Source organism: Micromonospora sp. WMMD1219 (genome assembly GCF_049315215.1).
GTDB classification, from domain to species: Bacteria; Actinomycetota; Actinomycetes; order Mycobacteriales; family Micromonosporaceae; genus Micromonospora; species Micromonospora tulbaghiae.
Genome location: NZ_CP186057.1, coordinates 2692126 through 2717611 on the forward strand (window position 1 = coordinate 2692126; position 25486 = coordinate 2717611).

Sequence of the window (25486 nt, forward strand, 5' to 3'; positions counted from 1 at the left end):
GGAGGCGTGCGATGACTCAGCGGTGGCGTGCGGTAGGCGTGCTGGCGGCCGCGTTGTTCGGCGTGAACGTGGTGGCCCGGCTGGTCATCAGATTCGCGTTCCCGGACGACGACACCGCCTCCGGCCGCGTCTCGCTCGCCATGTTCCTGGTCATCGGGCTGATCCTGGCCGGCACCGCGTTCCGGTGGGGCGCCGACCGGCCGCTGGGCCGCTGGGCCGGCGACCTGGCCGCCGCCGTCGCGGTCGCGCTGGCGCTCACCGTGTTCGTCGGCCCGCTGCTGGTCGGGGAGAACCCGTTCGGCGGCGGTGCGGGCCTCTTCTTCGCCCAGATCTGGCTCTATCTCGCGGCCACCGCGGCGGGCGTGCTGGTCGGCTACCTGATCCTGACCGCGCTGGGCCGGGACTACCGGTCCCGCCAGCTCAAGCGGTACGCCGAGATGAAGCGCACCCGCCCTCGCAGGATCGTCCGGCGCTGACCGGAGCGCCGCTCAGCCCGCCGGGGCGACCCGGGTCAGGTAGGTGTGGTGGGTGGTGAAGCCGAGCCCCCGGTAGAGCGCCACAGCGCCGGTGTTGCTCTGTTCCACCTGGAGGAACGCGTGGGAGGCGCCCTCGGCGGCGCCCCAGCCGGCCAGCGCGCGTACGACAGCGGCGGCGAGCCCTCGGCGGCGTGCCTGCGGCACCGTCTCCAGCAGGCTGACGCCGAGCCAGCGACCCCCGCCGGTCACGGTGCCCCGCCCGACCGCGAGCAGCCGGCCGTCTTCGCGCAGCTCGGCGAAGCGGACCCGGGGCGTCCCGGTGAGCACCTGCCGGGCGGCGTCCGGCAGCCCGCCCTTGCGGCCGGCGGCGATCACCAGCCAGTCGTCGGCGGGCGCGTCCGTCAGCGTCACCGGCGGCACATCCGCGGGGACGCCGGCGGGGGCGTCGGCCGGCAGCGGGGTGGAGGTCGGCAGCGGAACAGCGGGCGGCACGGTCAGGGTGCGCAGCGGGACGGTCTGCACCAGCACCGGGGGCCGGGACGTCCAGCCGCGCGCGTCCAGTTCCGCGCCGACCGGCGCGGCCAGCGGCAGCGGGGTGTTCACCAGCGCGGGCCCGCCGCGCTCGGCGTACCAGCGCTGCACCGCGTCCAGCGCGGCGGGGAGCGGGCGGTCCGGGTCGCCCACCGGCAGCGCGCTGTTCGCCCGCCCGGTCCAGCCGTCGGCCCAGCGCAGCCGCCAGTCGCCGAGCCGTCCGCGTACCGGTGCGGGCCACGCCTCGTCGGCGGCCAGCTCCAGCGCGACCACGGCGGCGGCGGTGGGCCGGCGGGCCGGCGGCACCCGCTTGGCCCGGTGCACCTCGGCCACCGGTACGCGCAGCGGCCCGGCGTCGGTGGAGAGCGTGATGTGGGTCTCGCTCAGCTCCACGAGCTCGCCGAGCGCGTCGGAGAACAGCGTGCGGCCCTCGCGAATCCCCACAATCCGGCGGACCACGATCCGGTGTCCCACGTCCTGCTGTCGGAGCACGATCGACCCCCTCCCCGGCGAGATACTAGGCTCTTACCGTTGCGGTTGATCGCGACGAGTCTTGCGGAGGAGAAGACCGGTGACCTACATCATCGCCGAGCCGTGCGTGGATGTGCTCGACAAGGCATGCATCGAGGAGTGCCCGGTCGACTGCATCTACGAGGGCAACCGGATGCTCTACATCCACCCCGACGAGTGCGTCGACTGTGGTGCCTGTGAGCCGGTCTGCCCGGTGGAAGCGATCTTCTACGAGGACGACGTCCCGGAGCAGTGGAAGGACTACACCGGGGCCAACTACGAGTTCTTCGAGGACCTGGGCTCGCCCGGTGGCGCCTCGAAGATCGGCAAGGTGGAGAAGGACGCCACCTTCGTCGCCGCGCAGCCGCCGCGCGGCGAGGGCCACTGAACCGGCGTACGCCGGTCTCGGCACGGCTGCCCGACTTCACCTGGGACACCCTGGACGCCGCGGCCGCCACGGCCGCGGCGCACCCGGACGGTCTCATCAACCTGTCGATGGGCACGCCGGTCGACCCGGTGCCAGACCTGATCCGGCAGGCCCTGGCGGACGCGTCCGACGCGCCGGGCTACCCGCTCACCGCCGGTACTCCGGCCCTGCGGAACGCGATCGCGGCCTGGGTCGCGCGGGCCTGCGGCGCGGGCGTCGACGGCCTGGGCGTGCTGCCGACGATCGGCTCCAAGGAGCTGGTGGCCTGGCTGCCGACGCTGCTCGGGCTCGGCCCCGGTGACGTGGTCGTGGTGCCGTCGGTCGCCTACCCGACGTACGAGGACGGGGCCCGCCTCGCCGGTGCGACGACGGTACGCACCGACTCGCTGACCGCGCTGGGCCCGGATCCCCGGGTCCGCCTGGTCTGGGTCAACTCGCCGGGCAACCCGACCGGCCGCGTGCTGCCCGCCGCCCACCTGCGCAAGGTGGTCGAGTGGGCGCGCGAGCGCGGAGCGGTGGTCGCCAGCGACGAGTGCTACCTGCCACTGGGCTGGGACGCCGAGCCCGTCTCGGTGCTCTCGCCGCAGGTGTGCGGCGGCTCGTACGACGGCGTGCTGGCGGTGCACTCGCTGTCCAAGCGCTCCAACCTGGCCGGCTACCGGGCCGGGTTCGTCGCCGGTGACCCGGCGCTGGTGGCCGAGCTGCTCAAGATCCGCAAGCACGCGGGCATGATCGTGCCGGCCCCGGTGCAGGCCGCCATGGTGGCCGCGCTCGGCGACCAGGAGCACGCCGACGCCCAGCGGGAGCGCTACCGCGTCCGGCGGGAGAAGCTGCGCGCGGCGTTCACCGGCGCCGGCTTCACAGTCGAGCACTCGGAGGCCGGGCTCTACCTGTGGCTCACCCGGGACGAGGACTGCTGGGAGACAGTGGACCGGCTCGCCCGCCGGGGCATCCTGGTGGCCGCCGGTGTCTTCTACGGCCCGGCCGGCGCCCGGCACGTCCGGGTGGCGCTCACCGAGTCCGACGAGCACGTGGACGCGGTGGCCGGGCGGCTCGCCGGGTTCTGACGTGACGGGCGGGCTGGCGCGGGCGGCGGTGGTCGGCACCGGGCTGATCGGCGGTTCGGTGCTGCTGCGGCTGCGCGACGCGGGGCTCGACGTCGCCGGCTGGGATCCGGATCCGGCCGCCCGCCGGCAGGTACGCGACCGGGGCGTCGACGCGCCCGACACGGTCGAGGAGGCGGTCACCGGGCGGGACGTGGTGTTCCTCTGCGGCCCGCTGCCCACGCTGCCGACGACGCTGGCCCGGGTCGCCGCCGTGACCGACGACGGCTGCGTGCTCACCGACGTGGGCAGCGTCAAGGCCGAGGTGAGCACCGCGGCCACCGTCCAGGGGCTCGGGCACCGCTTCGTGCCGGGCCATCCGATGGCCGGTGCGGACCGGGCCGGAGCGGGCGCGGCCAGCCCGGATCTGCTCGACGGCGCCGCCTGGGTGCTCTGCCCGGGGCCGACCGGCCTGGGCGCGTTCCGGCGGCTGGCGGTGCTGCTGGTGGACGTCTTCCACGCCCGGGTGGTGCCCATGTCCGCCCCGGAGCACGACGGCGCCGCCGCGCTCGCCTCGCACGTACCGCACGTGCTGGCCGGCGCGCTGGCCGGCACCGTGCACCGGTCGGCGCTGCGGGACGCGGTGCTGACGCTCGCCGCCGGCAGCTTCTCCGACGGCACCCGGGTCGCCGGCGGGCCGCCCGAGCGGACCGCGAACATGCTGCTCGGCAACCGGGACCGCGTGCTCGCCGAGCTGGACGCGCTCGGCGCGTTCCTGGACGAGCTGACCGAGGCTCTGCGCGGTGGCGACGCCGGCGCGCTGGCCGACCGGTTCGCCGAGGGACGGGACGTCCGCTCCACGCTGCGGGCCCGTACGTTCACCGCGCACCGGCGGGAGTTCCCGGCCGCCGCCGACCACGCGGGCGAGCTGGCGTACCTGCGGGAGCTGGGCGCGGCGGGCGGCCACCTGAGCGAGGTCCGGGAGGCGGCCGGCGCGGTCACCTACATGGGGCACCTGCCGGCCACACCGCCGTTAGGCTGAGCGGCATGGCGGACGCACCGGTCGTGGCGGTACGCGGTGAGGCGTACCGGGAGGTGGCTCCCGAGCTGGCCCGGTTCACCGTGACGGCGACGGCGCGGGACCGGGACCGGGAGACCACGCTGACCCGGCTGGCCGAACGGGCCGCCGCGGTGCGGGCGCTGCTCGACGCGGCCGAGCCGGCGGTGGAGCGCCGGGAGACCGGCCAGGTCCACGTGTGGCCGGTGACGAAGCGCTCCGGCGACCGGGTGGTGGCCTACCAGGGCAGCGTGAGCACCACCGTGACGACCACCGACTTCACGGTGCTCGGTGACCTGATGCTCCGCCTGGCCGACCAGGAGCAGGTCGGGGTGGCCGGGCCGGTGTGGTCGCTGCGGCCGGACAGTCCGGCCTACCGCGAGGTACGGCAGGCGGCGATCGCCGACGCGCTGGTCCGGGCCCGGGAGTACGCCGAGGCGCTCGGCGCCCGGGTGATCGCGTTGCGGGAGCTGTCCGACACCGGGATGAGCGCCGGCCCGCCGATGATGGTCAAGGCGGCGTACGCGCGCTCCGGCGAGCAACCGGAGCTGGAGCTGGACCCGGCCCCGCAGCCGGTGCACGCGGCGGTCGAGGCGCGGTTCACCATCAGCGAGCCGGTGCTGGGCTGATGCCGGCGGCGGAGACGCTCCCGCTCGGCGAGCTGGTCGCCCGGGCCCGCGCGCTGGCCGAGGACGGCCCGCGCCAGCTGCTCGGCATCGCCGGGGCGCCCGGGGCGGGCAAGTCCACGCTGGCGGAACGGATCGTGGCCGCGCTCGGCCCGGTCGCCCGGCTGGTCCCGATGGACGGCTTCCACCTGGCCGGGTCGGCGCTGGCGCGGCTCGGCCGGGCCGACCGCAAGGGCGCACCGGACACGTTCGACGTCAACGGCTTCGTCTCCACGCTGCGCCGGTTGCGCCGGCTGGAACCGACGTCGGTGTGGGTGCCGGAGTTCCGCCGCGACCTGGAGGAACCGGTCGCCGCGGCGATCGAGGTGCCGCCCGAGGTGCGCCTGGTGGTCACCGAGGGCAACTACCTGCTGCTGCGGGACGACCCGTGGGAGGAGGTGCGCACGCTCGTACACCAGATCTGGTTCCTCGACCTGGACGCGGAGCTGCGGCTGCGCCGGCTCACCGCGCGGCACGAGGCGTACGGGAAGTCGCCCGAGCAGGCCCGTGCCTGGGCACTCGGCAGCGACGAGGAGAACGCGCGGCGGGTCGCCGGCACGGCCGGGCACGCCGACCTGGTGGTACGCCTGGCCGACCCGCCGCAGGCGTGACGCCGGGGCCGGGTCAGCCGGTCCGCTGCCGGGGTGACGGCACGGTACGGCGCAGCAGCCGGGCCACCACCGCCCGCTCCCGGGTGAACTCCACCGCCTCGGGGTAGCCGCTGTGGCTGCGGATGGGCGGGTCGGCCACCTCGCCGCCGGACGGGTGCAGCGCCTCCGGGTCGGCCACCGGCACGTCCCGCTGACCGGCGCTGACCTGCCAGCCCAGCGGGTCGGTGTCCCGCCAGAAGTTCGTCCAGGCCACGTGCCCGCCGGGCCAGGTGAGCGCGCCGGCCAGCGCCCGCAGCCGTTCCGGCCCGAAGTAGGACGGGAAGATCCGCCCGTATAGCCGGGTGAGCTGGCAGCCGTAGGAGAAGAACCAGGTCCGCAGCCGCCACCGGCGGGGCAGTTGCAGCAGCACCGCGGCGCAGATGACGGTGCCCTGGCTGTGCCCGGAGAGGATGACGCCGTCCATCCGGTCGCCGTGGTGCGGCGGCAGCGCCAGCAGCCCCGCCACCCGGGTCTGGAGTTCCGGTACGGCGCGTTCGGCGTAGCTGGGCGGCGCGAGCGGATGCGCGGCCCGGGGCCAGAACGTGCACACGTCCCAGATCACGCCGACCGAGCGGCGGACCGAGTCGGTCCGGTAGACGAGCAGCCCGAGCGCCGCCATCACCACCGGCAGCCAGCCGAGGACCGTGTCGCCGCGCTCGGCGGTCCAGTGGATGGCGGTCTGCCAGCCGGACGGGGACAGCGGGCTGGGCCGTTCGCCGGACAGCGCGGCGGCGCAGCAGAGGGTGACCAGGATCGCGCAGAACGCGGCGTAGCAGCCCAGCAGCCGTACCGCGTGCTCGCCGACCAGCCGGTGCAGCGCCCGGTAGGTGCTGACGTCGCGGCAGCGCCGCAGGTCGTGCGCGGACAGGCCGGGTGTGTCGGCCAGCCGGGCGTACTCGACCCGGCGCAGGCGGTGCAGCAGGACGACGGCCCGGATCAGCAGGCCGATCAGCGCGGCCAGGCCGATCGCGCAGGCCAGCCCGGCCCAGAAGACGGCCAGTGGCGGCACGACGCGGCTCGGGCCGCTCGGTTCGGCGGACGCGTCGAGCCGGTCGCTGACCCAGTAGAGCAGCCCGGCGCAGTAGGCCACCGCCATCATCCAGCCGAACCCGGCGATGACCGCCGGGGCGCAGCCCCGCCAGGCCAGATCGGTGTACGCGCCGAGCGGCTGGGTCGGCACCGCCGGCCGCAGGCGGGGCAGGAACAGTCCGGCGGTGGCCAGCGCGACGGCCGGGCCGACGAGCATCCAGGCATGTAGTTCGTCCGGCGCGGCGGGCAGCGCGGGCAGGCCGCGTTCGATCCAGGCCGCACCGAGCGGCAGCAGCAGCATCCCGGCGCCGGGTCCGGCCAGCGCCCGGCGGCCGGAGCGGTTCGCCGCGGCGATGGCGAGCAGCAACAGCACCTGGTACGCGATGAGCCAGGCGATCGCGGTGTCGTACCCGGGCAGGGACCGGTCGGCGTGACAGCCGGCGGTGTCCGGCTGCGTGGCGCACCCGTCCGGCGGCCGGTACGTCGACAGCGGCTGCCCGGCCGCCCCGTCGGGGAGCAGCAGCAGGACGAACGAGCCGATCAGTCCGAGCGCGGTGAGCGTCGCGACCGCCGCGCTCCACCGGCCGAGCGGGGTGGCGCCCTGGCGCCGGCTCAGCCACGGCCGGGCGACCGCCACCACGGCGATCACCACCACGGCGGCGAGCAGCGCCACGGTGGGCCAGGCGACGGCGGCCCGCACACCGCGCGGCGGGTCCATGATCAGCACCGCGACGACCGGTACGGCGGCGGCGCTGACCGCCCCGGTGCACAGGTGCAGCACGGCGGCCCGGCGCAGTTGCCCCTCCCCGTTCCAGAACGTCGGGTCCTGGAGCGGGTTCTGCGGGGGCTCACGCGGGTCCGGTCGCTCGACCGGCTCCCCGCCCTCCCGGGCCGGTGCGTGGTGGTGCGGGTCGGCGGGCATCTGCGCCTCGTACTGGTAGGTGCGGAAGGCGACGAGCCCGATCGCGGCCAGCACGAGCAGTGGCAGCAGCAGCCCGAGCGCGAGTGCCCGGGTGTCGGCGCGCCACCAGGAGTCGCCGAGGAACTCCCACGGGCCGGGGAGCCGGCCGAGGCAGTCCGCCTCCACGCACTGCCAGCCGATCAGATCCACTCCGACGCCGGTCAGGGTGAGAACGAGCGTGCAGGTCAGGCTCAGGCAGAACAGGCGGATGAGCCAGGCGGTGATGCCGGACCGGCTGGCCCAGCGTTCCTGGTCCGGGTCGGGCGGGATGCCGGCGCGGGCGTGCAGCGCGACGTTCGCCAGCGCGAAAGGGAGCATCAGCGTCCACAGCGCCCGTTCCACGTCCCGCCGGGTCCGCGCGCCGGAGGTCAACTGCCCCCAGCTGTACGCCTCGACCGTGATCGGGTCGTCCCGGCCCGCGGTGCTCGACCGGTAGAAGCCGGTCACCTGACCACCGGCGACCAGCGTTGGTTGCGCACCGTCACCGTTGACGCCGGCGGTCAGGCCGAGCAGCTGATCCGGCGGGGTGTTGGAGACCCCGTGCACCCGCAGTTCGAGGACCCGTTCCATCGTGCCTCCCGGTAAACGCCCTACTACCCAGAGTGCGCGACGGGTCGGGAATCCGCATCCGCTGGAACGGTTGTTCCCGCAGCTCAGGACGGTTTAGTGAGGCTCCTGATCGGGCGAGCGGGGTTACCCACCGCCACCACGTTGGCCGGCAGGTCACGCGTGACCACCGCACCGGCGCCGACCACCGTGTTCTCGCCGATGGTCACGCCGGCCAGCACGATCACGCCCCCGCCGAGCCAGACGTTGTCACTGATGGTGATCGGTTGGGCCGACTCCCACTTCGCTCGGCGTGCCTCCGGCTCCACCGGGTGGGTGGCGGTGAGCAGCTGCACGTTCGGTCCGATCTGGACGTCCGCGCCGATGGTGATGCGGGCGACGTCGAGGAAGACCGCGTTGAAGTTGACGAAGGTGCGCGGGCCGATGTGCGTCCGGTGTCCGTAGTCGCAGTACAGCGGCGGCCGGACCCAGGCGTCCTCGCCGAGCGAGCCGAGCAGTTCGCGCAGGGCGGCGAGGCGGCCCGGCGGGTCGTCGGCGGAGCTGCGGTTGAAGCGTTCGCCGAGCCGGGCCGCGCGCTCCAGGTCGGCGATGATCGCGGGGTCGTCGGCGATGTACTGCTCGCCGGCCAGCATCCGGTCCTTCATGGAGGTCATCGCTCGATCGTCCCGGCCGGGCCGGGAACGGGGTGGCGGTTCCGTCGGATCGGCGACTTCCCGTTGCATACCCGGTATGCAATTCTTATACCCGCGTCGATGTGTCTCTCATCGATGAAACGTCCGACGAAGGAGGAAGGTTGCTCCGGAACCGCAGAAAGCTGACGGCGCTCGGTCTCGGCCTGGCGCTGGCGCTCGGCCTGCCGGTGCCCGCGCTGGCCGCCGCGCCCACGGCGCCGACCGGCCCGTCCGCCCGTACCGGGCCGTCCGCCCAGCCCGGCGCCCACCCGGTCACCGTCACCCTGATCACCGGCGACCGGGTCAGCGTCGCCCCCGGCGGCCGTGCCGCGGTACGCCCCGGCGCCGGCCGCGCCGGCATCCAGTTCGTGGTCGAGCGGGAGCGCGACCGGCTCACCGTGCTGCCACAGGACGCGCTCCCGCTGATCCGCGCGGGCAAGCTCGACCGGCGGCTGTTCGACGTGACCGGGCTGATCGAGGCCGGCTACGACGACGCGCGCCGTGGCACCGTACCGCTGCTCGTGTCGTACCGGCCGGGGGTGGCCCGGCGGGCGGCGGCCCCGCTCGCCGGCGCCCGGGTGATCCGCGACCTGCCGGCGATCGACGGCGCGGCCGTCGTCGCCGACAAGGGCGACACCGCCGCGCTCTGGAAGGCGGTGAGCGCGGACCGCTCCGGCGCCCGGCTCGACGCGGCGGGGGGTGTCGACCGGATCTGGCTCGACGGCCGGCGGCGGGTGACGCTCGACCACAGCGTGCCGCAGATCGGCGCGCCGACCGCCTGGGCGGCCGGCTGGACCGGGAAGGGCGTGCGGGTCGCGGTGCTCGACACCGGCGTCGACCTCACCCACCCGGACCTGGCCGGCAAGGTCGCCGAGTCGCGTAACTTCACCGAGGAGGCGGACCCGGACGACATCGTCGGGCACGGCACGCACGTGGCCTCCACCATCGCCGGCAGCGGCGCCGCCTCGGGCGGGAAGTACCGGGGCGTGGCGCCGGACGCCACGCTGCTGTCCGGGAAGGTCTGCGAGGTCTACGGCTGCACCGAGTCGGCCATCCTGGCCGGCATGCAGTGGGCCGCGGCCGAGCAGCACGCCACGGTGGTCAACATGAGCCTCAGCGGCGGCGACTCGCCGGAGGTGGACCCGCTGGAGGAGGCGGTCGGGACGCTCACCGAGCAGCACGGGACGCTCTTCGTGATCGCGGCCGGCAACGACGGCGCCGACGGCTCGGTCGGCTCGCCGGCCACCGCCGACGCCGCGCTCGCGGTCGGCGCGGTGGACCGGGACGACGCGCTCGCCGACTTCTCCAGCCGCGGTCCCCGGGTCGGTGACGGGGCGATCAAGCCCGACATCACCGCGCCCGGCGTGGAGATCGTGGCCGCACGGGCCGCGAACGGCCAGATCGGCGACCCGGTGGGGGACCGGTACGCCTCGCTGTCCGGCACGTCGATGGCCACCCCGCACGTGGCCGGCGCGGTCGCGCTGCTCGCCCAGCAGCACCCCGGCTGGACGCCCGGCCGCTACAAGGCGACGCTGATGGCCTCGGCGAAGCCGCACCCGGAGCAGACCGCGTTCCAGCAGGGCGCGGGCCGGGTCGACCTCGCCCGTGCGATCACCCAGCACGTGACGAGCGAACCGGCGTCCGTCTCGTTCGGCGTGGCGACCTGGCCGCACACCGACGACCAGCCGATCAGCCGGAACGTCACCTACCGCAACGGCGGGAACGCCCCGCTCACGCTGGATCTCAGCACCGAGTTCACCGGGCCGGGCGGGCGGGCCGCACCGGCCGGCATGCTCACGCTCAGCACCTCCCGGCTCACCGTCCCCGCGGGCGGCACCGCCCAGGTGACGGTCGTGGTGGACACCCGGCTCGGCGGCGCCGACGGCTACTGGACGGGCCGCCTGCTCGCCCGCACCGGCGACGCCGTGGCGGTGACCCCGCTCGCGGTCGACCGCGAGGTGGAGAGCTACGACCTGACCGTCACGCACCGCGACCGCTCCGGCGCCCTGACCGACGGCTACTACACGAGCCTGCTCGGGCTCGACGACGGCAGCTACCGCGACGTGTACGACGCCGACGGCGAGGCCCGGCTCCGGGTGCCCAAGGGCCGGTACGGCGTGCAGAGCCTGATCTTCGTCGTGGGCGAGGAACGCTGGACGGAGGTCTCCACGCTGACCCAGCCGGAGCTGGTGGTGACCGGGAACCAGCGGCTTGCGCTGGACGCCCGGCGGGCGAAGCCGGTCCGTATGACGGTGCCGCAGCGCGGCGCCGCGCCACTGCTGATCGACGTCACGGCGGCCTGGGGATTCGGCGACTACTACGCCAGCTTCGGGCTCTGGACCGACACGTTCGACGGTCTTTACTCGGCCCAGCTCGGCCGTACCGTCTCCGACAAGGTCTTCGTCGGCTCGTTCGCCAGCCAGTGGGCCGAGCCGACCGCGCCCGAGCGCAGCCCGTACTTCTACGGACTGAACGAGCTGTTCCCGGGCCGCTTCCCGACCGGCTTCGTCCGGAACTACCGGCCCGCCGACCTGGCCACCGTCGCCAACCGGTTCGCCGCCGGATACACCGGGATGGACAACGAACTGGTCGTGTACCCGGAGCCCGACTACAACATGGGCGGCTCGGCGGTCATCCTGCCCGTCCAGGTGCCCGGCAAGCGGATCGACCACCTCACCACCAACCGGACCCGCTGGAGCGTCGAACTGGCCTTCGGTGAGCGGGACGAGGACGGCTGGTTGCAGCCGCGGGCGGCGCTGGAGTCCGGGCCGACCCGGTACCGGGCCGGTCACACCTACCGCGACGAGTGGAACAAGGCCCCGTTCGGCCCGTCGTTCCCGCAGCCGCGGTGGCCGGAGCAGGGCATCACCCGTACCGGCGACACCCTCGTGGTCTCGCTGCCGGTGCACAGCGACGCGGCCGGGCACCCGGGCGGTTCGTTGAACGACACCGAGCAGACCCGGCTCTACCGCAACGGCAAGCTGCTCGCCGAGTCGCCCTACCCGGGGTACGGCGAGTTCACGCTGCCGCCGGGAGCGGCGAACTACCGGTTGGAGACCAGTGCGACGCGCGGCTTCACCGACCTGAGCACCGAGGTCTCGGCGAGCTGGACGTTCCGCTCCAAGCGGGTGCCCGGTGACGTGCCGGCTCGGCTGCCGGCCATGGCGGTCCGGTTCACCCCGCCGCTGGCGGTGGACAGCTCCGCCCCGGCGGGCCGGACGTTCACCGTGCCGGTGACGGTGCAGCGCCAGCCCGGCGCGCCGTCCGGCCGGGTCGTGGCGCTCACCGTCGACGTCTCGTACGACGGCGGGAAGACCTGGCGCAAGGCGGCGCTGAAGAAGCAGGGCGGGGCGTGGACGGCCACCGTCCGGCACCCGGCCGGGCCGGGGTACGCGTCACTGCGGGCCACCGCCCGTGACGACGCCGGCAACACCGTGACCCAGCGGATCATCCAGGCGTACCGCCTGCGGTGAGCCGGCCGTCCGGGTCCGCGCGGTGAGCGCGGACCCGGACGGGGGTACGGCTCAGTCGTTGGCGTGCAGCGCGGCGTTGAGCGTGATGCCCTGGCCGGTGCGGGGCTTCGCCTCCAGTGCGCCGGTCACCGAGTTGCGCCAGAACAGCAGCCCGTCGACGCCGGACAGCTCGCGGGCCTTGACCACCCGGCCGTCCGGCAGCGTGACCTTGGAACCGGCGGTGACGTAGCAGCCGGCCTCCACCACGCAGTCGTCGCCGAGCGAGATGCCGATGCCCGCGTTCGCGCCGACCAGGCTGCGCTCGCCGATGCGCACCTTGTCGGTGCCGCCGCCGGAGAGCGTGCCCATGATCGAGGCGCCCGCGCCGACGTCGGAGCCGTCGCCGACCACCACGCCCTGCACGATGCGGCCCTCGACCATCGAGGTGCCCAGCGTGCCGGCGTTGAAGTTGCAGAAGCCCTCGTGCATCACGGTGGTGCCGGCGGCCAGGTGCGCGCCGAGCCGGACCCGGTCCGCGTCGGCGATCCGCACCCCCGACGGCACCACGTAGTCGGTCATCCGGGGGAACTTGTCCACCCCGTAGACGGCCAGGTGACGGCCGGCCGCCCGCTCGATGACGCGCAGCTCGTCCACCCGCTCCGGCGGGCACGGCCCGGCCGACGTCCAGGCCACGTTCGCCAGCTTGCCGAAGATGCCGTCGAGGTTCAGCTCGTTGGGCCGCACCAGGCGGTGGGAGAGCAGGTGCAACCGCAGGTACGCGTCGGCGGCGTCCTTGATCGGGTCGTCCAGCGAGCCGATCACAGTGGTCACCTCGACCGTGCGCAACCCGGGCAGCGCCCGCTCGCCGATCGCGCCCGGGGGCAGGTCGAGCACGTCGGCGCGGTCCTCGCCGGGCACCAGCGGCAGCTCGCCCAGACCCAGCTTGCCGGTCGGGTACCAGGTGTCGAGCACCTGGTCCTGTGCGGTGACGGTGGCCAGGCCGATGCCCCAGGCGGATGGTGCGGACGTCACTGTGTCACCTCTCTGCTCCGGCGGCGGCGTCCGCCGCTGCTCGCGGCCGGGGCGCGGCACGTGTCCCTCGCGCCCACCGAGGATGACGGTACCGTGCGAGACATGCAGAACCCGTTGACCCCCGAGGTCCTGGCCGATCCGGTGTCGCTCACCCGCGCCCTGGTCGACATCGAGTCGGTGTCCCTCAACGAGAAGGCGATCGCCGACTGCGTCGAGGAGGTGCTGCGCGGTGTGCCGCACCTGACCACCTACCGGCACTCGAACACCGTCATGGCCCGTACCGACCTGGGCCGGGCGCAGCGCGTGGTGCTCGCCGGCCACCTGGACACCGTCCCGCTCAACGGCAACTTCCCCTCGACCATGCGCGGCGACCTGATGTACGGCTGCGGCACCTCCGACATGAAGTCCGGGGTCGCGTTCGCGCTGCACCTGGCGGTGACGCTGCCCGACCCGCGCTACGACGTCACGTACTTCTTCTATGAGGCCGAGGAGATCGAGTCGAAGTACAACGGCCTCACCCTGGTCGCGCAGAGCCACCCCGAGTGGCTGGAGGCCGACTTCGCGGTGCTGCTGGAGCCGACGTACGGGATCGTCGAGGCGGGGTGCCAGGGCACCATGCGGGCGGTGGTCACCACGCACGGGGAGCGGGCCCACGCGGCGCGTTCCTGGCACGGGGTGAACGCCATCCACGGCGCGAGCGAGGTGCTGCGGCGGCTGACCACGTACGAGGCCCGCCGGGTGACGATCGAGGGCTGCGACTACCGCGAGGGCCTCAACGCGGTGCGGATCACCGGCGGGGTGGCCGGCAACGTCATCCCGGACCGCTGCGAGATCGAGATCAACTACCGGTACGCCCCGGACCGCGACCCGGCGGGCGCCGAGGCGCACCTGCGCGAGGTCTTCGCCGGCTTCGACCTGGAGGTCACCGACGCGGCGGCCGGTGCGCCGCCCGGACTGGAGAGCCCGGCGGCGCAGGAGTTCCTGGCGGCGGTCGGCGCCGCGCCGATCGGCAAGCTGGGCTGGACGGACGTGGCGCGGTTCGCGGCCATGGGCATCCCGGCGCTGAACTTCGGCCCCGGCGACCCGAACCTGGCGCACCACAAGGACGAGCACGTCGAACTGACCAAGATCCGGGACGGCGCGGCGACGCTGCACCGCTGGCTGGCCCCGGCCTGACGCGCTGCGATCACGGGGCCCGCGCCCGCCTCGCGGGCCCCGTGATCGTCAGACGGTCGTCGTCAGGGGTGCTTCCGCCTCGCCGGTCTCGCCGGTCAGGTCGGACCGGTGGCTCTCCATCATCCGGGCGCGGCGGCGCTCGGCCACCACGTCACGGATCCGCCGCTGCATCTGACGGCGGATCCGGATCATCTCGCTGTTACTGATCAACGCTGGCTCCTCCCCCGAAGGCGCGTCGCCCGGGGTATACCGGGTATGTGAATAGTAAGACGTACGTGCGACCGAATTAGTTGCCCGGATCCCAAAGATTTCTCCGGCTCCCGGGCCTGCGCGCCGGGCCGGAGCCGCTCTACTACGGTGACCCCATGGGCGAGAGCAGGGGAATGTCGGCCGGGGACGGCCAGCGGGAGGAGCGGAACCGGGGAGAACGGCACCGCGGCGCGGTGACTCTGCGCAACCGGGCGATTCCGACGAGTACGGCTGATCAGCGGCTGCTCGACTCCCGGGGCCGCAGCGACTGGAAGACCAAGGACGCCTGGCGCGCGCTGCGGATCCTCTCCGAGTTCGTCGAGGGGTTCGACACCCTCGCCGACCTGCCCCCGGCGGTGAGCGTCTTCGGCTCCGCCCGCAGCAAGCCGGACAGCCCGGAGTGCCGGATGGCCGAGGAACTGGGCGGCGCACTCGCCCGGGCCGGGTACGCGGTGATCACCGGCGGCGGTCCCGGCGTGATGGAGGCCGCCAACCGGGGCGCCGGTGAGGCCGGCGGCCTCTCCGTCGGGCTCGGCATCGAGCTGCCGTTCGAGCAGGGCCTCAACGACTGGGTCGACCTGGCCATCGACTTCCGCTACTTCTTCGCCCGCAAGACGATGTTCGTCAAGTACGCCCAGGCGTTCGTGGTGCTGCCCGGCGGCTTCGGCACCCTGGACGAGCTGTTCGAGGCGCTCACGCTGGTGCAGACCGGCAAGGTGACCCGCTTCCCGGTCGTGCTCATGGGCACCGACTACTGGCGCGGGCTGCTCGACTGGCTGCGCGGCACCATGGCCGCCGAGGGCAAGATCGGCCCGTCCGACCTCGACCTGATCCGCCTCACCGACGACGTCAACGAGGCGGTCCGGCACATCGTGGAGGCCGAGGCGGTGCTCTCCGCCGAGCAGGAGGCGGTCCGCGAGGAGGCGGTCGCCCGGGTGGCCGCCGACCAGCGCGCCGCCGCCGAGGCCGCCCCCGAGGGCCCGGCGGGACGGAGCTGACCCGTGGCCAACGTCTGTGTCTTCTGCGCGTCCTCCCGTACCCTCGACGCCCGCTGGCTGGCGCTCGCCACCGAGACCGGTGAGGAACTGGCCCGGCGCGGCCACACGCTGGTCAGCGGCGGCGGCTGCGTCGGGATGATGGGCGCCGTGGTGCAGGGCGCGCGGGCGGCCGGCGGTCGCACCGTCGGCGTCATCCCGCAGTCCCTGGTCGACCTGGAGGTCGCCGACCTGGACTCCGACGAGCTGCTGGTCACCGACAGCCTGGCCAGCCGCAAGACGCTGATGGACGAGAAGTCCGACGCGTTCGTCGCGCTGCCCGGCGGCCTCGGCACGCTCGACGAGCTGTTCGAGGTCTGGACCACCGCCACCCTGGCCCTGCACGCCAAGCCGATGGTGATCGTCGACGTGGACGGCTTCTACCGGCCGCTGCTCGACTGGATCCGCGGGCTCGGCGAGCAGCGGTTCCTCAAGCCGGCCGCGCTGGACCTGCTGATGGTCGCCGACAGCGTCCCCGCCGCCCTGGACCTGATCGACACCCGCCTGACCTGACCCCGCGCGCCCGGTCGGCCGCCCGTGCGTGATCGACACCAGTACGGGGAGCTGGTGGTGTCGGGGCCGGTGTGATGTGGCCGTTTCCCCGTGGTGGTGTTGATCTAGGAGTGTGATGCCGCCACCTCGCCGAAGTGGCGTGGACGCCGGGGGCCGGACGTGAGGGCGTAGCCCGGCAACGGTGCACGCCGCATGCGGGTGAGCTGGTGACGGGCGGGACGGCGGCCGGTTTCCGGGTGTCGTACCGGCGTGGTGGGATGTCGGTGATGCAGGCGTACCGGTTGGTGCGCCGGCCCGGCGGCGCGGGGGCGGGGGTCACCCACGACGCCGGGGCGGGGCAGGGGGTGGGTCGGCCCGGCGGGCCGGCCGAGGCGGAGCCGCGATCCGGGGGGTCAGCGGGCGATGCCGCGCACCCGCAGACCGCCACGCCACCCGGGAACGCCCTGCCGCACCCGGAGACCGCCGCGTCGCCCGGGAACGCCCTGCCGCAGACGGCGACCGGCGCGCCCGGCAGCGCCTCGTCGCCGAGCGCGGCCGGGCGGGGCACGGACACCGGGCGCTGGGCGGATCCGGTGCAGGCCGAGGTGGTCGCGCACACCGACGGGCCGATGCTCGTCGTGGGCGGTCCCGGCACCGGCAAGACGACGACGCTCGTCGAGGCGGTCGCGGCCCGCGTGGCCGAGGGTGTCGACCCGGAGCGGATCCTCGTGCTCACCTTCGGCCGGCGCGGCGCCACCGAGCTGCGCCACCGGATCGAGGCGCGGATCGCCGGCGACGGACACCGGGTGGTGCGCGAGCCGCTGGTGCGCACGTTCCCGGCGTACGCCTTCGGTCTGCTGCGCCGCGCGGCGGCCGAACGCGGCGAGCCCTCGCCCCGGCTGCTCACCGGCCCGGAGCAGGATCTGATCATCCGTGAGCTGCTCGACGTGGTGGGGGAGGAACCCGGCGACGACCCGGTCGGCTGGCCGGAGGACCTGCGCCCGGCGCTGCGTACCCGGGCGTTCGCCCAGCAGCTCCGCGACCTGCTGATGCGTGCCGCGGAGCGCGGCGTCGGCCCGGTCGAACTGGCCCGGCTGGGCGAGAAGCTGGGCCGCGCCGACTGGCCGGCCGCCGCGCGCTTCCTGCGGGAGTACGTCGCCGTGCTCGCCCTGCGCGACGTGAGCAACCGGGGCTCGGTCGCGTACGACCCGGCGGAGCTGGTGCGCGCCGCCACCGGCATGCTGCTCGACGATCCCGAGCTGCTCGCCGCCGAGCGCCGTCGGCTGGCCCACGTGTACGTCGACGAGCTGGCCGACACCGACCCGGCCCAGCTCGACCTGCTCGCCGTGGTGGCCGGTGGCGGGCGGTCCCTGGTGGCGTTCGCCGACCCGGACTCGTCCACGTACGCGTTCCGCGGCGCCGACCCGGCGGGCGTCACCACGTTCCCGCACCGCTTCCGCACCGCCTCCGGTGCGCCGGCCGCGCAGGTCACGCTGACCACCTCGTACCGGGCCGGGCCGGAACTGCTCGCGGCCACCGCCCGGCTGGCCCGTCGGCTGCGCGGCCCGGCGGCGCACCGGCGGCTGCGCCCGCTTCCCGGCGCGCCCGCCGGATCGGTCGAGGTACGGACGTTCCGGTCCGCCACCAGCGAGTCGGCGTGGCTGGCGCACGCGCTGCGCGAGGCGCACCTGCTCGACGGCGTGCCGTGGTCCCGGATGGCGGTGCTGGTCCGCTCCACCGGCCGGCAACTGCCGTCGCTGCGGCGCGCGCTCCACACGGCCGGTGTGCCGACCGTAGTGCACGGCGAGGACCTGCCGCTGCACCTCCAGCCGGCGGTCGCGCCGCTGCTGCTCCTGCTGCGCTGCGCGCTCGAACCCGACCGGCTGGACGAGGAGTCGGCGGTCGCGTTGCTGCACTCGCCGCTGGGCGGCGCCGACCCGCTGGCCGAACGGCGACTGCGCCAGGGGCTGCGGGCGCTGGCGCTGGCCGGGGGCGACCGCCGTCCCTCCGGCGAGCTGCTGGTGGAGGCGCTGCGCGACCCGGCGGAACTGGCCACCATCGAGCGTCGCTGGGCCGCGCCCGCGCAGGCCGTGGCGCACCTGCTCGCGACCGCCCGGGAGACGGCCGGCCGGCCCGGCGCCACGGTTGAGGACGTGCTCTGGGCGGTGTGGCGGGAGAGCGGGCTGGCCGAACGCTGGGCCGGTGCGATCACCCGGGGACGCGCGGCCACCGGCGAGCACGAGACCGCCCAGCGCTGGCGGGCCGAGGCCGCCGACCGTGACCTGGACGCCGTACTCGTCCTCTTCGACGCGGCGGCCCGATTCACCGACCGGCTGCCCGGCGCGCGTACCGAGGTGTTCCTCGACCACGTCCTCGGGCAGGAGCTGCCCGCCGACACGCTCGCCGCCGCCGCCGACCGGGGTGACGCGGTACGCCTGCTCACCGCGCACGCCGCCAAGGGCCTGGAGTGGGATCTGGTCGCGGTGGCCGGGGTGCAGGAGGGCGTCTGGCCGGACCTGCGCCTGCGCGGCAGCCTGCTCGGCTCGGAGCGGCTCGTCGACGTGCTCGCCGGTCGCGCCGACGGCGCCGGGCTGCGGGCCAGCCTGGTCGGGCAGACGTCGGCGCTGCTGGACGAGGAGCGGCGGCTGTTCCACGTGGCGATCAGCCGGGCCCGGCGGCGGCTGCTGGTCACCGCTGTCGCGTCCGCGGCGGTCGGCGGGGACGACCACGAGGAGCAGCCGAGCCGCTTCCTGCACGAGCTGGCCGCCGCCGACCCTCCCGCCACCGGCGGAACCGGCCCGGCTCCGACCGGCCCGAACCCGAACGGTCCGGCTCCGAACGGAAACAGCCCGACCGGCCCGGCTGACCGGGCTGGGAACGCCGCGAGCGGCCCGAACCCACCCGGCCCGGAGCACGCCGCGCCGGACGGCCCGGCCCCGACCGGCCTCGGCCCGGCCGGCTCCGGCCCGGCCGGGAACGGTCCGGCGGGCCAGGCCACGCGCGGGCGAGCCGCGGACGGGCCGGTGCCGCACGGGGACGAGCACCCGCAGGACGGGCCGCCCGCCGCGCTCCCGGTCACCCTGCCCCCGCGCGGGCTCACCCTGTCCGCGCTGGTGGCGGAGCTGCGTACCGCCGTCACCGACCCGGCGACGCCGATCACCCGGCGGCACGCGGCGGCGGGTGAGCTGGCGCGGCTGGCCGCCGCCGGGGTGCCCGGCGCGCACCCGGACGACTGGTGGGGGTTGCGCGGCCTCTCCGACGACCGGCCGCTGGTCGACGAGGGCGAGCCGGTGCGGGTCACCCCGTCGGCCATGGAGAGCGCGTTGCGGTGCAGCCTGCGCTGGCTGCTCGAACGGCACGGCGGCAGCGGGCCGGCGAGCGCCGCGCAGGGCGTCGGCAACCTGGTGCACGCCGCGGCGATGCTGGCCGAGGACGCCAGCGTCGACCGGGAGGCGTTGCTGGAGTACGTGGCGGCCCGGTTCGACGCGATCGAGCTGGCCGCGCGGTGGATGGCCGGCCCGGAGCGGCAGCGCGCCGAGGCGATGGTGGACAAGCTGCTGCGCTGGCTGGCCGGCAATCCCCGCCGGCTGCTCGCGATCGAGCACGAGTTCGCGGTCCGCCTCGACGACCCGTCCCGCCCGATCCAGCTGACCGGCCGGGTCGACCGGCTGGAGGTCGACGACGAGGGGCGGCTCGTCGTGATCGACCTGAAGACCGGCAAGTCGACGGCGGTCACCGAGCGGGAGGTGGCCGAGCATCCGCAGCTCGGGGCGTACCAGGCGGCGGTGGAGGCGGGCGGGTTCGCCGAGTTCGGCGAGGAACCGGGCGGTGCCGCGCTGGTGCAGCTCGGCACCGGCGCGCGGGACGCCAAGGAGCAGACCCAGGCTGCGGCCGGGGAGGGCCCGGAGGCCGGGTGGGCCACCGCGCTGGTGCGCCGTACCGCCGACACGATGGCCGCGTCCACGTTCGCCGCCGTGGCGAACTCCAAGTGCCGGGTCTGCCCGGTACGCACCAGCTGCCCGGTGTCCGGCCAGGGCCGCCAGGTGGTCGAGCCGCCCCCGGAGGGCTCGTGAGCGCGAGGAGTGAGCCGGTGTTGCGAGCCCCGCAGTCGCGAACAAGGACCGAGCCGTGAGCGCGAGGAGTGAGCCGGTGTTGCGAGCCCCGCAGTCGCGAACAAGGACCGAGCCGTGAGCGTTCAGCCGGCGCTGTTCGGCGCCTCCGCCACGCCCGCGCCGCGTACCGCCGACGCCGGGCCCCGCTACACGCCGGTCGAGCTGGCCCGGCTGCTGCGGCTGCCCGCGCCCACCCGGGAGCAGGCCGCGATCATCGCCGCGCCGGTGGAACCGCTGCTGGTGGTCGCGGGCGCCGGCTCGGGCAAGACCGAGACGATGGCCGCGCGGGTGATGTGGCTGGTCGCCAACTCCTACGTACGCCCCGAGCACATCCTCGGCCTCACCTTCACCCGCAAGGCGGCAGGCGAGCTGGCACACCGGGTCCGGACCCGGCTCGACCAGCTCATCCGGCGGCTCGGCCGGCAGGGGCGGGACCCGCACGACGACCCGCTGGCGGGCGAGCCGACGGTGTCCACGTACCACTCGTACGCCGGGCGGATCGTCACCGAGCACGGGTTGCGCGCCGGGTACGAGCCGACCACCCGGCTGCTCACCGAGGCGTCCCGCTGGCAGCTGGTAGACCTGCTGGTGCGCAACTACGACGGCGACATGTCCGAGGTGGACCGGATGCCGTCGACCATCACCGACGCCGTGCTGGCGCTCGCCGGTGAGCTGGACGAGCACCTGGTCGACCCGGACGAGCTGGCCGCCTGGACCGGCCGGTTCTTCGCCGACGTGCAGTCCCGGCCCGGCCGGGTCTACGCCGACGTGCGCAAGGCGCTCCAGCTCCAGCGGACCCGGCTGAAGCTGCTGCCGCTGGTGCGCGCGTACGCCCGGCGCAAGGACGACTTCGAGGCGATGGACTTCGCCGACCAGCTCGCCCGCGCGGCCCGGGTGGCCCGCGACCACCCCGGCGTGGGCGTGATCGAGCGGGACCGGTTCCGGGTGGTGCTGCTCGACGAGTACCAGGACACCAGCCACGCCCAGGTGGTGCTGCTCAACGCGCTGTTCGGCGGCGGCCACCCGGTCACCGCGGTGGGCGACCCGTGCCAGTCCATCTACGGCTGGCGCGGGGCCAGCGCCGGCACGCTCGACCGGTTCCCGGCCGAGTTCGCCCGCACCGACGGCAGCCCCGCCGACGTGCTCAGCCTGACCACGAGCTGGCGCAACCGGCCGGAGATCCTCGGCGTCGCCAACACGCTGTCGGTGCCGCTGCGGGCGGCCGGCGCGCGGGTGCCGGAACTGCACGCCGCGCTCAGCGTCCGCGACCCGATCCCGCACCGCACGCCGGGCGGGCAGGCGGGCGGCACCGTGCACTGCGCGCTGCTGGAGACGTACGCCGACGAGGCCGACTGGATCGCGGACAGCGTGCTGGCGGCCTGGCGGGGCGCGGCCGGGATGCCCGGCGCGCTGCCCGAGCACATCCCGGCCGACCGCCGCCCGACCACTGCGGTGCTGGTGCGGCTGCGCAGCCAGATCCCGGCGATCGAGGCGGCGATGCGCGCCCGCGGACTGCCGGTCGACGTGGTCGGCCTGGGCGGGCTGCTGGACACCCCTGAGGTACGGGACGTGGTGTGCACGCTGCGCGTGCTCGCCGACCCGACCGACGGGGCGGCGCTGCTGCGGCTGCTCACCGGCGCGCGCTGGCGGATCGGCCCGCGTGACCTGGTCGCCCTGCACCGCCGCGCCCGCGCGATCGCCCGCAGCCGCCGGGAGCTGACCGGCGACGAGGGCCCGGAGATCACCGTGGACGCGCTGGACGAGGCCACGCTCGTCGAGGCGCTGGCCGATCCGGGGCCGGCGCAGGCGTACTCGGCCGAGGGCTACGCGCGGCTGCGCTCGTACGGGATGGAGCTGGCGCTGCTGCGTTACCGGCTGGACCAGTCGCTGCCGGAACTGATCGCGGACATCGAGCGGACCATCGGGCTCGACGTCGAGGTGGCGGTCCGGGCGGGCCGGGACGGCGCGGGCGACGCCGGGCTGGCGCGCGCCCACCTGGACGCGCTCGGCGACGTGGCGGCCCGGTTCAGCGGCGAGACACCCGGCGCGACGCTCGCCGGTTTCCTCGCCTACCTGGCCGCCGCCGAGGACGAGGAGCGCGGGCTGGCGCCCGGCGAGGTCGAGGTGGTGGCCGGCGCGGTGCAGGTGCTCACCGCGCACGCCGCGAAGGGCCTGGAGTGGGACGTGGTGGCGGTGGCCGGGATGACCCGGGGAGTCTGGCCGGGGCCGGTCCGCAACTCCGACCACTGGCTGGGCGGGCTGGGCGTGCTGCCGTTCCCGTTGCGCGGCGACGCGGACGGGCTGCCCGAGCTGGCCCTGCCGGAGGCGGAGGACCAGCGCGGGGTGGCGCGGGCGCTCGCCGACTTCACCGACGCGTGGCGGGCGCACGACGAGCGGGAGGAGCGCCGGCTGGCGTACGTGGCGGTGACCCGCCCCCGCCGGCTGCTGCTCTGCTCCGGCTACTGGTGGGGCGAGGGGACCAAACGGTTCCGCGGCCCGTCGGTGTTCCTGCGGGAGGTGCACGACGCCTGCCTGGCGGGTGCGGACGGGCACGTGGTGGACGCCTGGACGCCCGAGCCGGCCGGGGACGCGGTGAACCCGACCACCGAGACGGTGCTGCGGGCCGAGTGGCCGGCCGACCCGCTCGGCACCCGCCGGCCCGCGTTGACCGAGGCGGCGGCGCTGGTCCGCCGGTACCTGGCCGACCCGGAGACGGCCCGCCGCGAGGCGGCAGTGCTCGCCACCACCGCAGCGGCGGAGGACGCCGAGGTGGCCCGCTGGCGGCGCGAGGCCGATCTCCTGCTCGCCGAGCGGGCGGAGCTGGCCCGGCAGGCCGAGGCGGTCGAGGTCGAGCTGCCCGGCCAGCTCTCGGTGACCCAGCTCGTGGCGTTGCGCCGCGACCCGGAGGCGCTGGCCCGGACGCTGCGCCGCCCGATGCCGACCGAGCCGAACCCGTACGCCCGGCGCGGCACCGCGTTCCACGCCTGGCTGGAGCAGCGCTTCGGCGCCGACCGGCTGCTGGACGTGGACGAGCTGCCCGGCGCGGCGGACGAGGACGCGGCCCCGGACGAGGCGCTCGTCGAGTTGCAGGAGCGCTTCCTGGCCGGCGAGTGGGCCGACCGGGTGCCGGTGGAGGTGGAGGTGCCGTTCGCCACCGTCATCGCCGGGGTGGTGGTCAGGGGGCGGATGGACGCCGTGTTCGCCCGCCCGGGCGGGCGCTACGACGTGGTCGACTGGAAGACCGGGCGGCAGCCGGCCGGCCGGGAGGCCGACGCGGCGGCGGTGCAGCTGGCGGTCTACCGGCTGGCCTGGGCGGAGCTGGCCGGGGTGCCGGTGGACCGGGTCGGCGCCGCGTTCCACTACGTGCGGGACTCCGCGACGGTCCGCCCGGCCGACCTGCTCGACGCGGAGGGGCTGACCGCGTTGGTGGCCGCCGTGCCGGAAATCCCGGGGGATCTCCCGGAGCGCACGAATCCGTGATACGTTGACCGGGTTGCAGTTTTGGTTTCCAGAGACTCTGTGTGCGCCTGGCGGATTGTGGCCCCAGGCGCTCTTTGTTGTGTCCGGAGTTCTCCGGGCGGGGCGACCAGCAGCGACAGGCACGCCGCGTATTCCACGCGCGGGGTGCTCCTCTCCGGCCCGCAACACGTGCGGGCCGACCGTTCCGTCAAGGAGACGAAACACATGGCAATTGGCACCGTCAAGTGGTTCAACGCTGACAAGGGCTTCGGCTTCATCACCCCGGACGACGGCGGAGCCGACGTCTTCGCCCACTTCTCGGCGATCCAGACCTCCGGCTACCGGAGCCTGGACGAGAACCAGCGGGTCGAGTTCGAGGTGACCCAGGGCCAGAAGGGCCCGCAGGCGGAGAACATCCGCCCGCTCTGATCTTCGGATCAACCGGCACCACCACCGCGCCCTCTCGGGCGTGGTGCACGGGCCGGCCCGCCTCTGCCGGGCCGGCCCGTCCCTTCGGTTCGTGCTTGTGACCACCGGTGACGCCGGTGACGCGCCGCTTCTCGGCGCCCTTCCTCGACACGTGCCGCCTCGAGGAAGGCTTTCCGCATGACCACGACCCTGCCCACGTTCGCCGCCACCGGCCTGGCTCCGGCGCTCGTCTCCGAGCTGGCCGCGCAGGGCATCTCCGCGCCGTTCCCGATCCAGGCGGCCACGATCCCGGATTCGCTGGCCGGCCGGGACGTGCTCGGCCGGGGCCGTACCGGCTCCGGCAAGACGCTCGCGTTCGGGCTGCCGCTGCTGCACCGTACGGCCGGACGCCGGGCCCGCCCGGGCCGTCCGCTCGCGCTGGTGCTCGTACCGACCCGTGAACTGGCCGCGCAGGTGACCGACGCGCTCGCCCCGTACGCCGCCACGCTCGGCCTGCGCTGCGCCACGGTGGTCGGAGGGCTCTCGCTGGGCCGCCAGGCGGCCGCGCTGCGCGCCGGCGCCGAGGTGCTGGTGGCCACGCCGGGCCGGCTGCACGACCTGATCGACAGGGGGGACGCCCGGCTCGACCAGGTGGCCATCACCGTGCTGGACGAGGCCGACCAGATGGCCGACATGGGCTTCCTGCCGCAGGTGACGAAGCTGCTGGAGCAGGTCGCACCGGGCGGTCAGCGGATGCTGTTCTCGGCCACCCTGGACCGGGGCGTGGACCGGCTGGTCCGCCGGTTCCTGACCGACCCGGTGACGCACTCCGTCGACCCGGGCACCGCCACCGTCACCGCGATGACGCACCACGTGCTGCACCTGGAGGCGGAGGACAAGCCGGCCGCGCTGGCGCACATCGCCGCCCGCGAGGGCCGCACCATCGTCTTCATCGCCACCAAGCACCGCGCCGACCGGGTGGCCCGCCAGTTGCTCTCCAAGGGCGTACGCGCGGCGGCGCTGCACGGCGGCAAGTCGCAGCCGCAGCGCACCCGCATCCTGGAACAGTTCCGCACCGGCCAGGTCACCGCGCTGGTGGCGACCGACGTGGCGGCCCGGGGCATCCACGTCGACGGGCTGGACCTGGTCGTCAACGCCGACCCGCCCACCGAGGCCAAGGACTACCTGCACCGGGGTGGACGGACCGCGCGGGCCGGGGAGTCGGGCACCGTGGTCACGCTCGTCCTGCCGGACCAGCGCCGCGACGTCGCCCGGCTGATGAGCACCGCGGGCATCAACCCCAAGACCACGCGGGTACGCCCCGGCGACGGCGAGCTGACTCGGCTCACCGGCGCCCGGGAGCCGTCCGGCGTCCCGGTGACCATCACCGCGCCCGCCGCCGCGCACCCCGCCCCGGCGACCCGTCCTCGCCGGCGCCCGCGCCGCCGCTGACCGCAGCCCGCGTCCGACCGACCTGAGTCGGGA

The 25486-nt window shown here is 75.1% G+C and carries 19 protein-coding genes; 14 read left to right on the forward strand and 5 right to left on the reverse strand.

Annotation, left to right across the window (positions count from 1 at the left end):
• Positions 1-11: 11 nt before the first annotated feature.
• Positions 12-476 carry a hypothetical protein gene (locus ACN27C_RS12980; RefSeq protein ID WP_120573226.1) on the forward strand — a complete coding sequence of 155 codons (465 nt, stop codon included), beginning with the start codon at positions 12-14 and terminating at the stop codon, positions 474-476.
• Positions 477-488: 12 nt separating this feature from the next.
• Here the strand turns inward: ACN27C_RS12980 and ACN27C_RS12985 are convergent, their stop codons facing one another.
• Positions 489-1499 carry a GNAT family N-acetyltransferase gene (locus tag ACN27C_RS12985; RefSeq protein ID WP_422751234.1) on the reverse strand — a complete coding sequence of 337 codons (1011 nt, stop codon included), beginning with the start codon at positions 1497-1499 and terminating at the stop codon, positions 489-491.
• A gap of 79 nt (positions 1500-1578) precedes the next feature.
• Between ACN27C_RS12985 and fdxA the strand changes: the two genes are divergently transcribed.
• The 5 genes from fdxA to ACN27C_RS13010 are packed head-to-tail and all read left to right on the forward strand — an operon-like array spanning position 1579 to position 5320.
• The gene (fdxA, locus tag ACN27C_RS12990) at positions 1579-1905 is read left to right on the forward strand and encodes a ferredoxin (protein ID WP_007464872.1); all 327 of its coding nucleotides are present in this window, start codon (positions 1579-1581) and stop codon (positions 1903-1905) included.
• The gene (gene dapC, locus ACN27C_RS12995) at positions 1902-3011 is read left to right on the forward strand and encodes a succinyldiaminopimelate transaminase (protein WP_121683501.1); all 1110 of its coding nucleotides are present in this window, start codon (positions 1902-1904) and stop codon (positions 3009-3011) included. Before fdxA ends, dapC begins: the two co-directional genes overlap by 4 nt.
• Position 3012: 1 nt before the next feature.
• On the forward strand, positions 3013-4029 hold the full coding sequence (locus ACN27C_RS13000; protein WP_355506380.1) for a prephenate dehydrogenase: 1017 nt from the start codon (positions 3013-3015) through the stop codon (positions 4027-4029).
• Between the two features lie 5 nt (positions 4030-4034).
• Positions 4035-4673: an SIMPL domain-containing protein gene (locus ACN27C_RS13005; protein ID WP_422751235.1), complete on the forward strand. Its 639-nt coding sequence runs from the start codon at positions 4035-4037 to the stop codon at positions 4671-4673.
• Positions 4673-5320, forward strand: coding sequence for a nucleoside/nucleotide kinase family protein (locus ACN27C_RS13010; RefSeq protein ID WP_121683494.1), 648 nt, complete (start codon positions 4673-4675; stop codon positions 5318-5320). Before ACN27C_RS13005 ends, ACN27C_RS13010 begins: the two co-directional genes overlap by 1 nt.
• A gap of 13 nt (positions 5321-5333) precedes the next feature.
• On the opposite strand, the gene ACN27C_RS13015 is transcribed toward ACN27C_RS13010, so the two are convergent.
• A complete protein-coding gene (locus tag ACN27C_RS13015; RefSeq protein ID WP_422751236.1) occupies positions 5334-7919 on the reverse strand; it encodes a hypothetical protein in 2586 nt (861 codons plus the stop codon).
• Positions 7920-8002: 83 nt separating this feature from the next.
• Positions 8003-8569, reverse strand: a complete 567-nt coding sequence (locus ACN27C_RS13020) for a sugar O-acetyltransferase (RefSeq protein WP_358176407.1) — start codon at positions 8567-8569, stop codon at positions 8003-8005.
• A gap of 140 nt (positions 8570-8709) precedes the next feature.
• Between ACN27C_RS13020 and ACN27C_RS13025 the strand changes: the two genes are divergently transcribed.
• Positions 8710-12060 carry a S8 family serine peptidase gene (locus ACN27C_RS13025; RefSeq protein WP_422751237.1) on the forward strand — a complete coding sequence of 1117 codons (3351 nt, stop codon included), beginning with the start codon at positions 8710-8712 and terminating at the stop codon, positions 12058-12060.
• 51 nt (positions 12061-12111) lie between these two features.
• On the opposite strand, the gene dapD is transcribed toward ACN27C_RS13025, so the two are convergent.
• Complete coding sequence (gene dapD, locus ACN27C_RS13030; protein WP_120573234.1) at positions 12112-13071, reverse strand: 2,3,4,5-tetrahydropyridine-2,6-dicarboxylate N-succinyltransferase; 960 nt, start codon at positions 13069-13071, stop codon at positions 12112-12114.
• Between the two features lie 102 nt (positions 13072-13173).
• Between dapD and dapE the strand changes: the two genes are divergently transcribed.
• Entirely contained in the window at positions 13174-14247 is a 1074-nt protein-coding gene (dapE, locus tag ACN27C_RS13035) for a succinyl-diaminopimelate desuccinylase (RefSeq protein WP_422751238.1), read from the forward strand.
• Between the two features lie 48 nt (positions 14248-14295).
• Here the strand turns inward: dapE and ACN27C_RS13040 are convergent, their stop codons facing one another.
• Positions 14296-14457: a hypothetical protein gene (locus ACN27C_RS13040; protein ID WP_162959305.1), complete on the reverse strand. Its 162-nt coding sequence runs from the start codon at positions 14455-14457 to the stop codon at positions 14296-14298.
• Positions 14458-14630: 173 nt separating this feature from the next.
• Between ACN27C_RS13040 and ACN27C_RS13045 the strand changes: the two genes are divergently transcribed.
• The 6 genes from ACN27C_RS13045 (at position 14631) to ACN27C_RS13070 (ending at position 25453) form a co-directional block, all read left to right on the forward strand.
• Positions 14631-15494 (forward strand): TIGR00730 family Rossman fold protein, encoded by an 864-nt coding sequence (locus ACN27C_RS13045; protein WP_393380242.1) that lies wholly within the window; start codon positions 14631-14633, stop codon positions 15492-15494.
• A 3-nt stretch (positions 15495-15497) separates the two neighbouring features.
• Entirely contained in the window at positions 15498-16043 is a 546-nt protein-coding gene (locus ACN27C_RS13050; protein WP_120573237.1) for a TIGR00730 family Rossman fold protein, read from the forward strand.
• Positions 16044-16309: 266 nt separating this feature from the next.
• Entirely contained in the window at positions 16310-20095 is a 3786-nt protein-coding gene (locus tag ACN27C_RS13055) for an ATP-dependent helicase (RefSeq protein WP_422751620.1), read from the forward strand.
• A 114-nt stretch (positions 20096-20209) separates the two neighbouring features.
• Positions 20210-23614, forward strand: coding sequence for an ATP-dependent helicase (locus ACN27C_RS13060; RefSeq protein WP_422751239.1), 3405 nt, complete (start codon positions 20210-20212; stop codon positions 23612-23614).
• A 204-nt stretch (positions 23615-23818) separates the two neighbouring features.
• A complete protein-coding gene (gene cspE / locus ACN27C_RS13065; RefSeq protein WP_013288421.1) occupies positions 23819-24022 on the forward strand; it encodes a transcription antiterminator/RNA stability regulator CspE in 204 nt (67 codons plus the stop codon).
• A gap of 177 nt (positions 24023-24199) precedes the next feature.
• On the forward strand, positions 24200-25453 hold the full coding sequence (locus ACN27C_RS13070) for a DEAD/DEAH box helicase (protein ID WP_121686379.1): 1254 nt from the start codon (positions 24200-24202) through the stop codon (positions 25451-25453).
• Positions 25454-25486 lie beyond the last annotated feature (33 nt).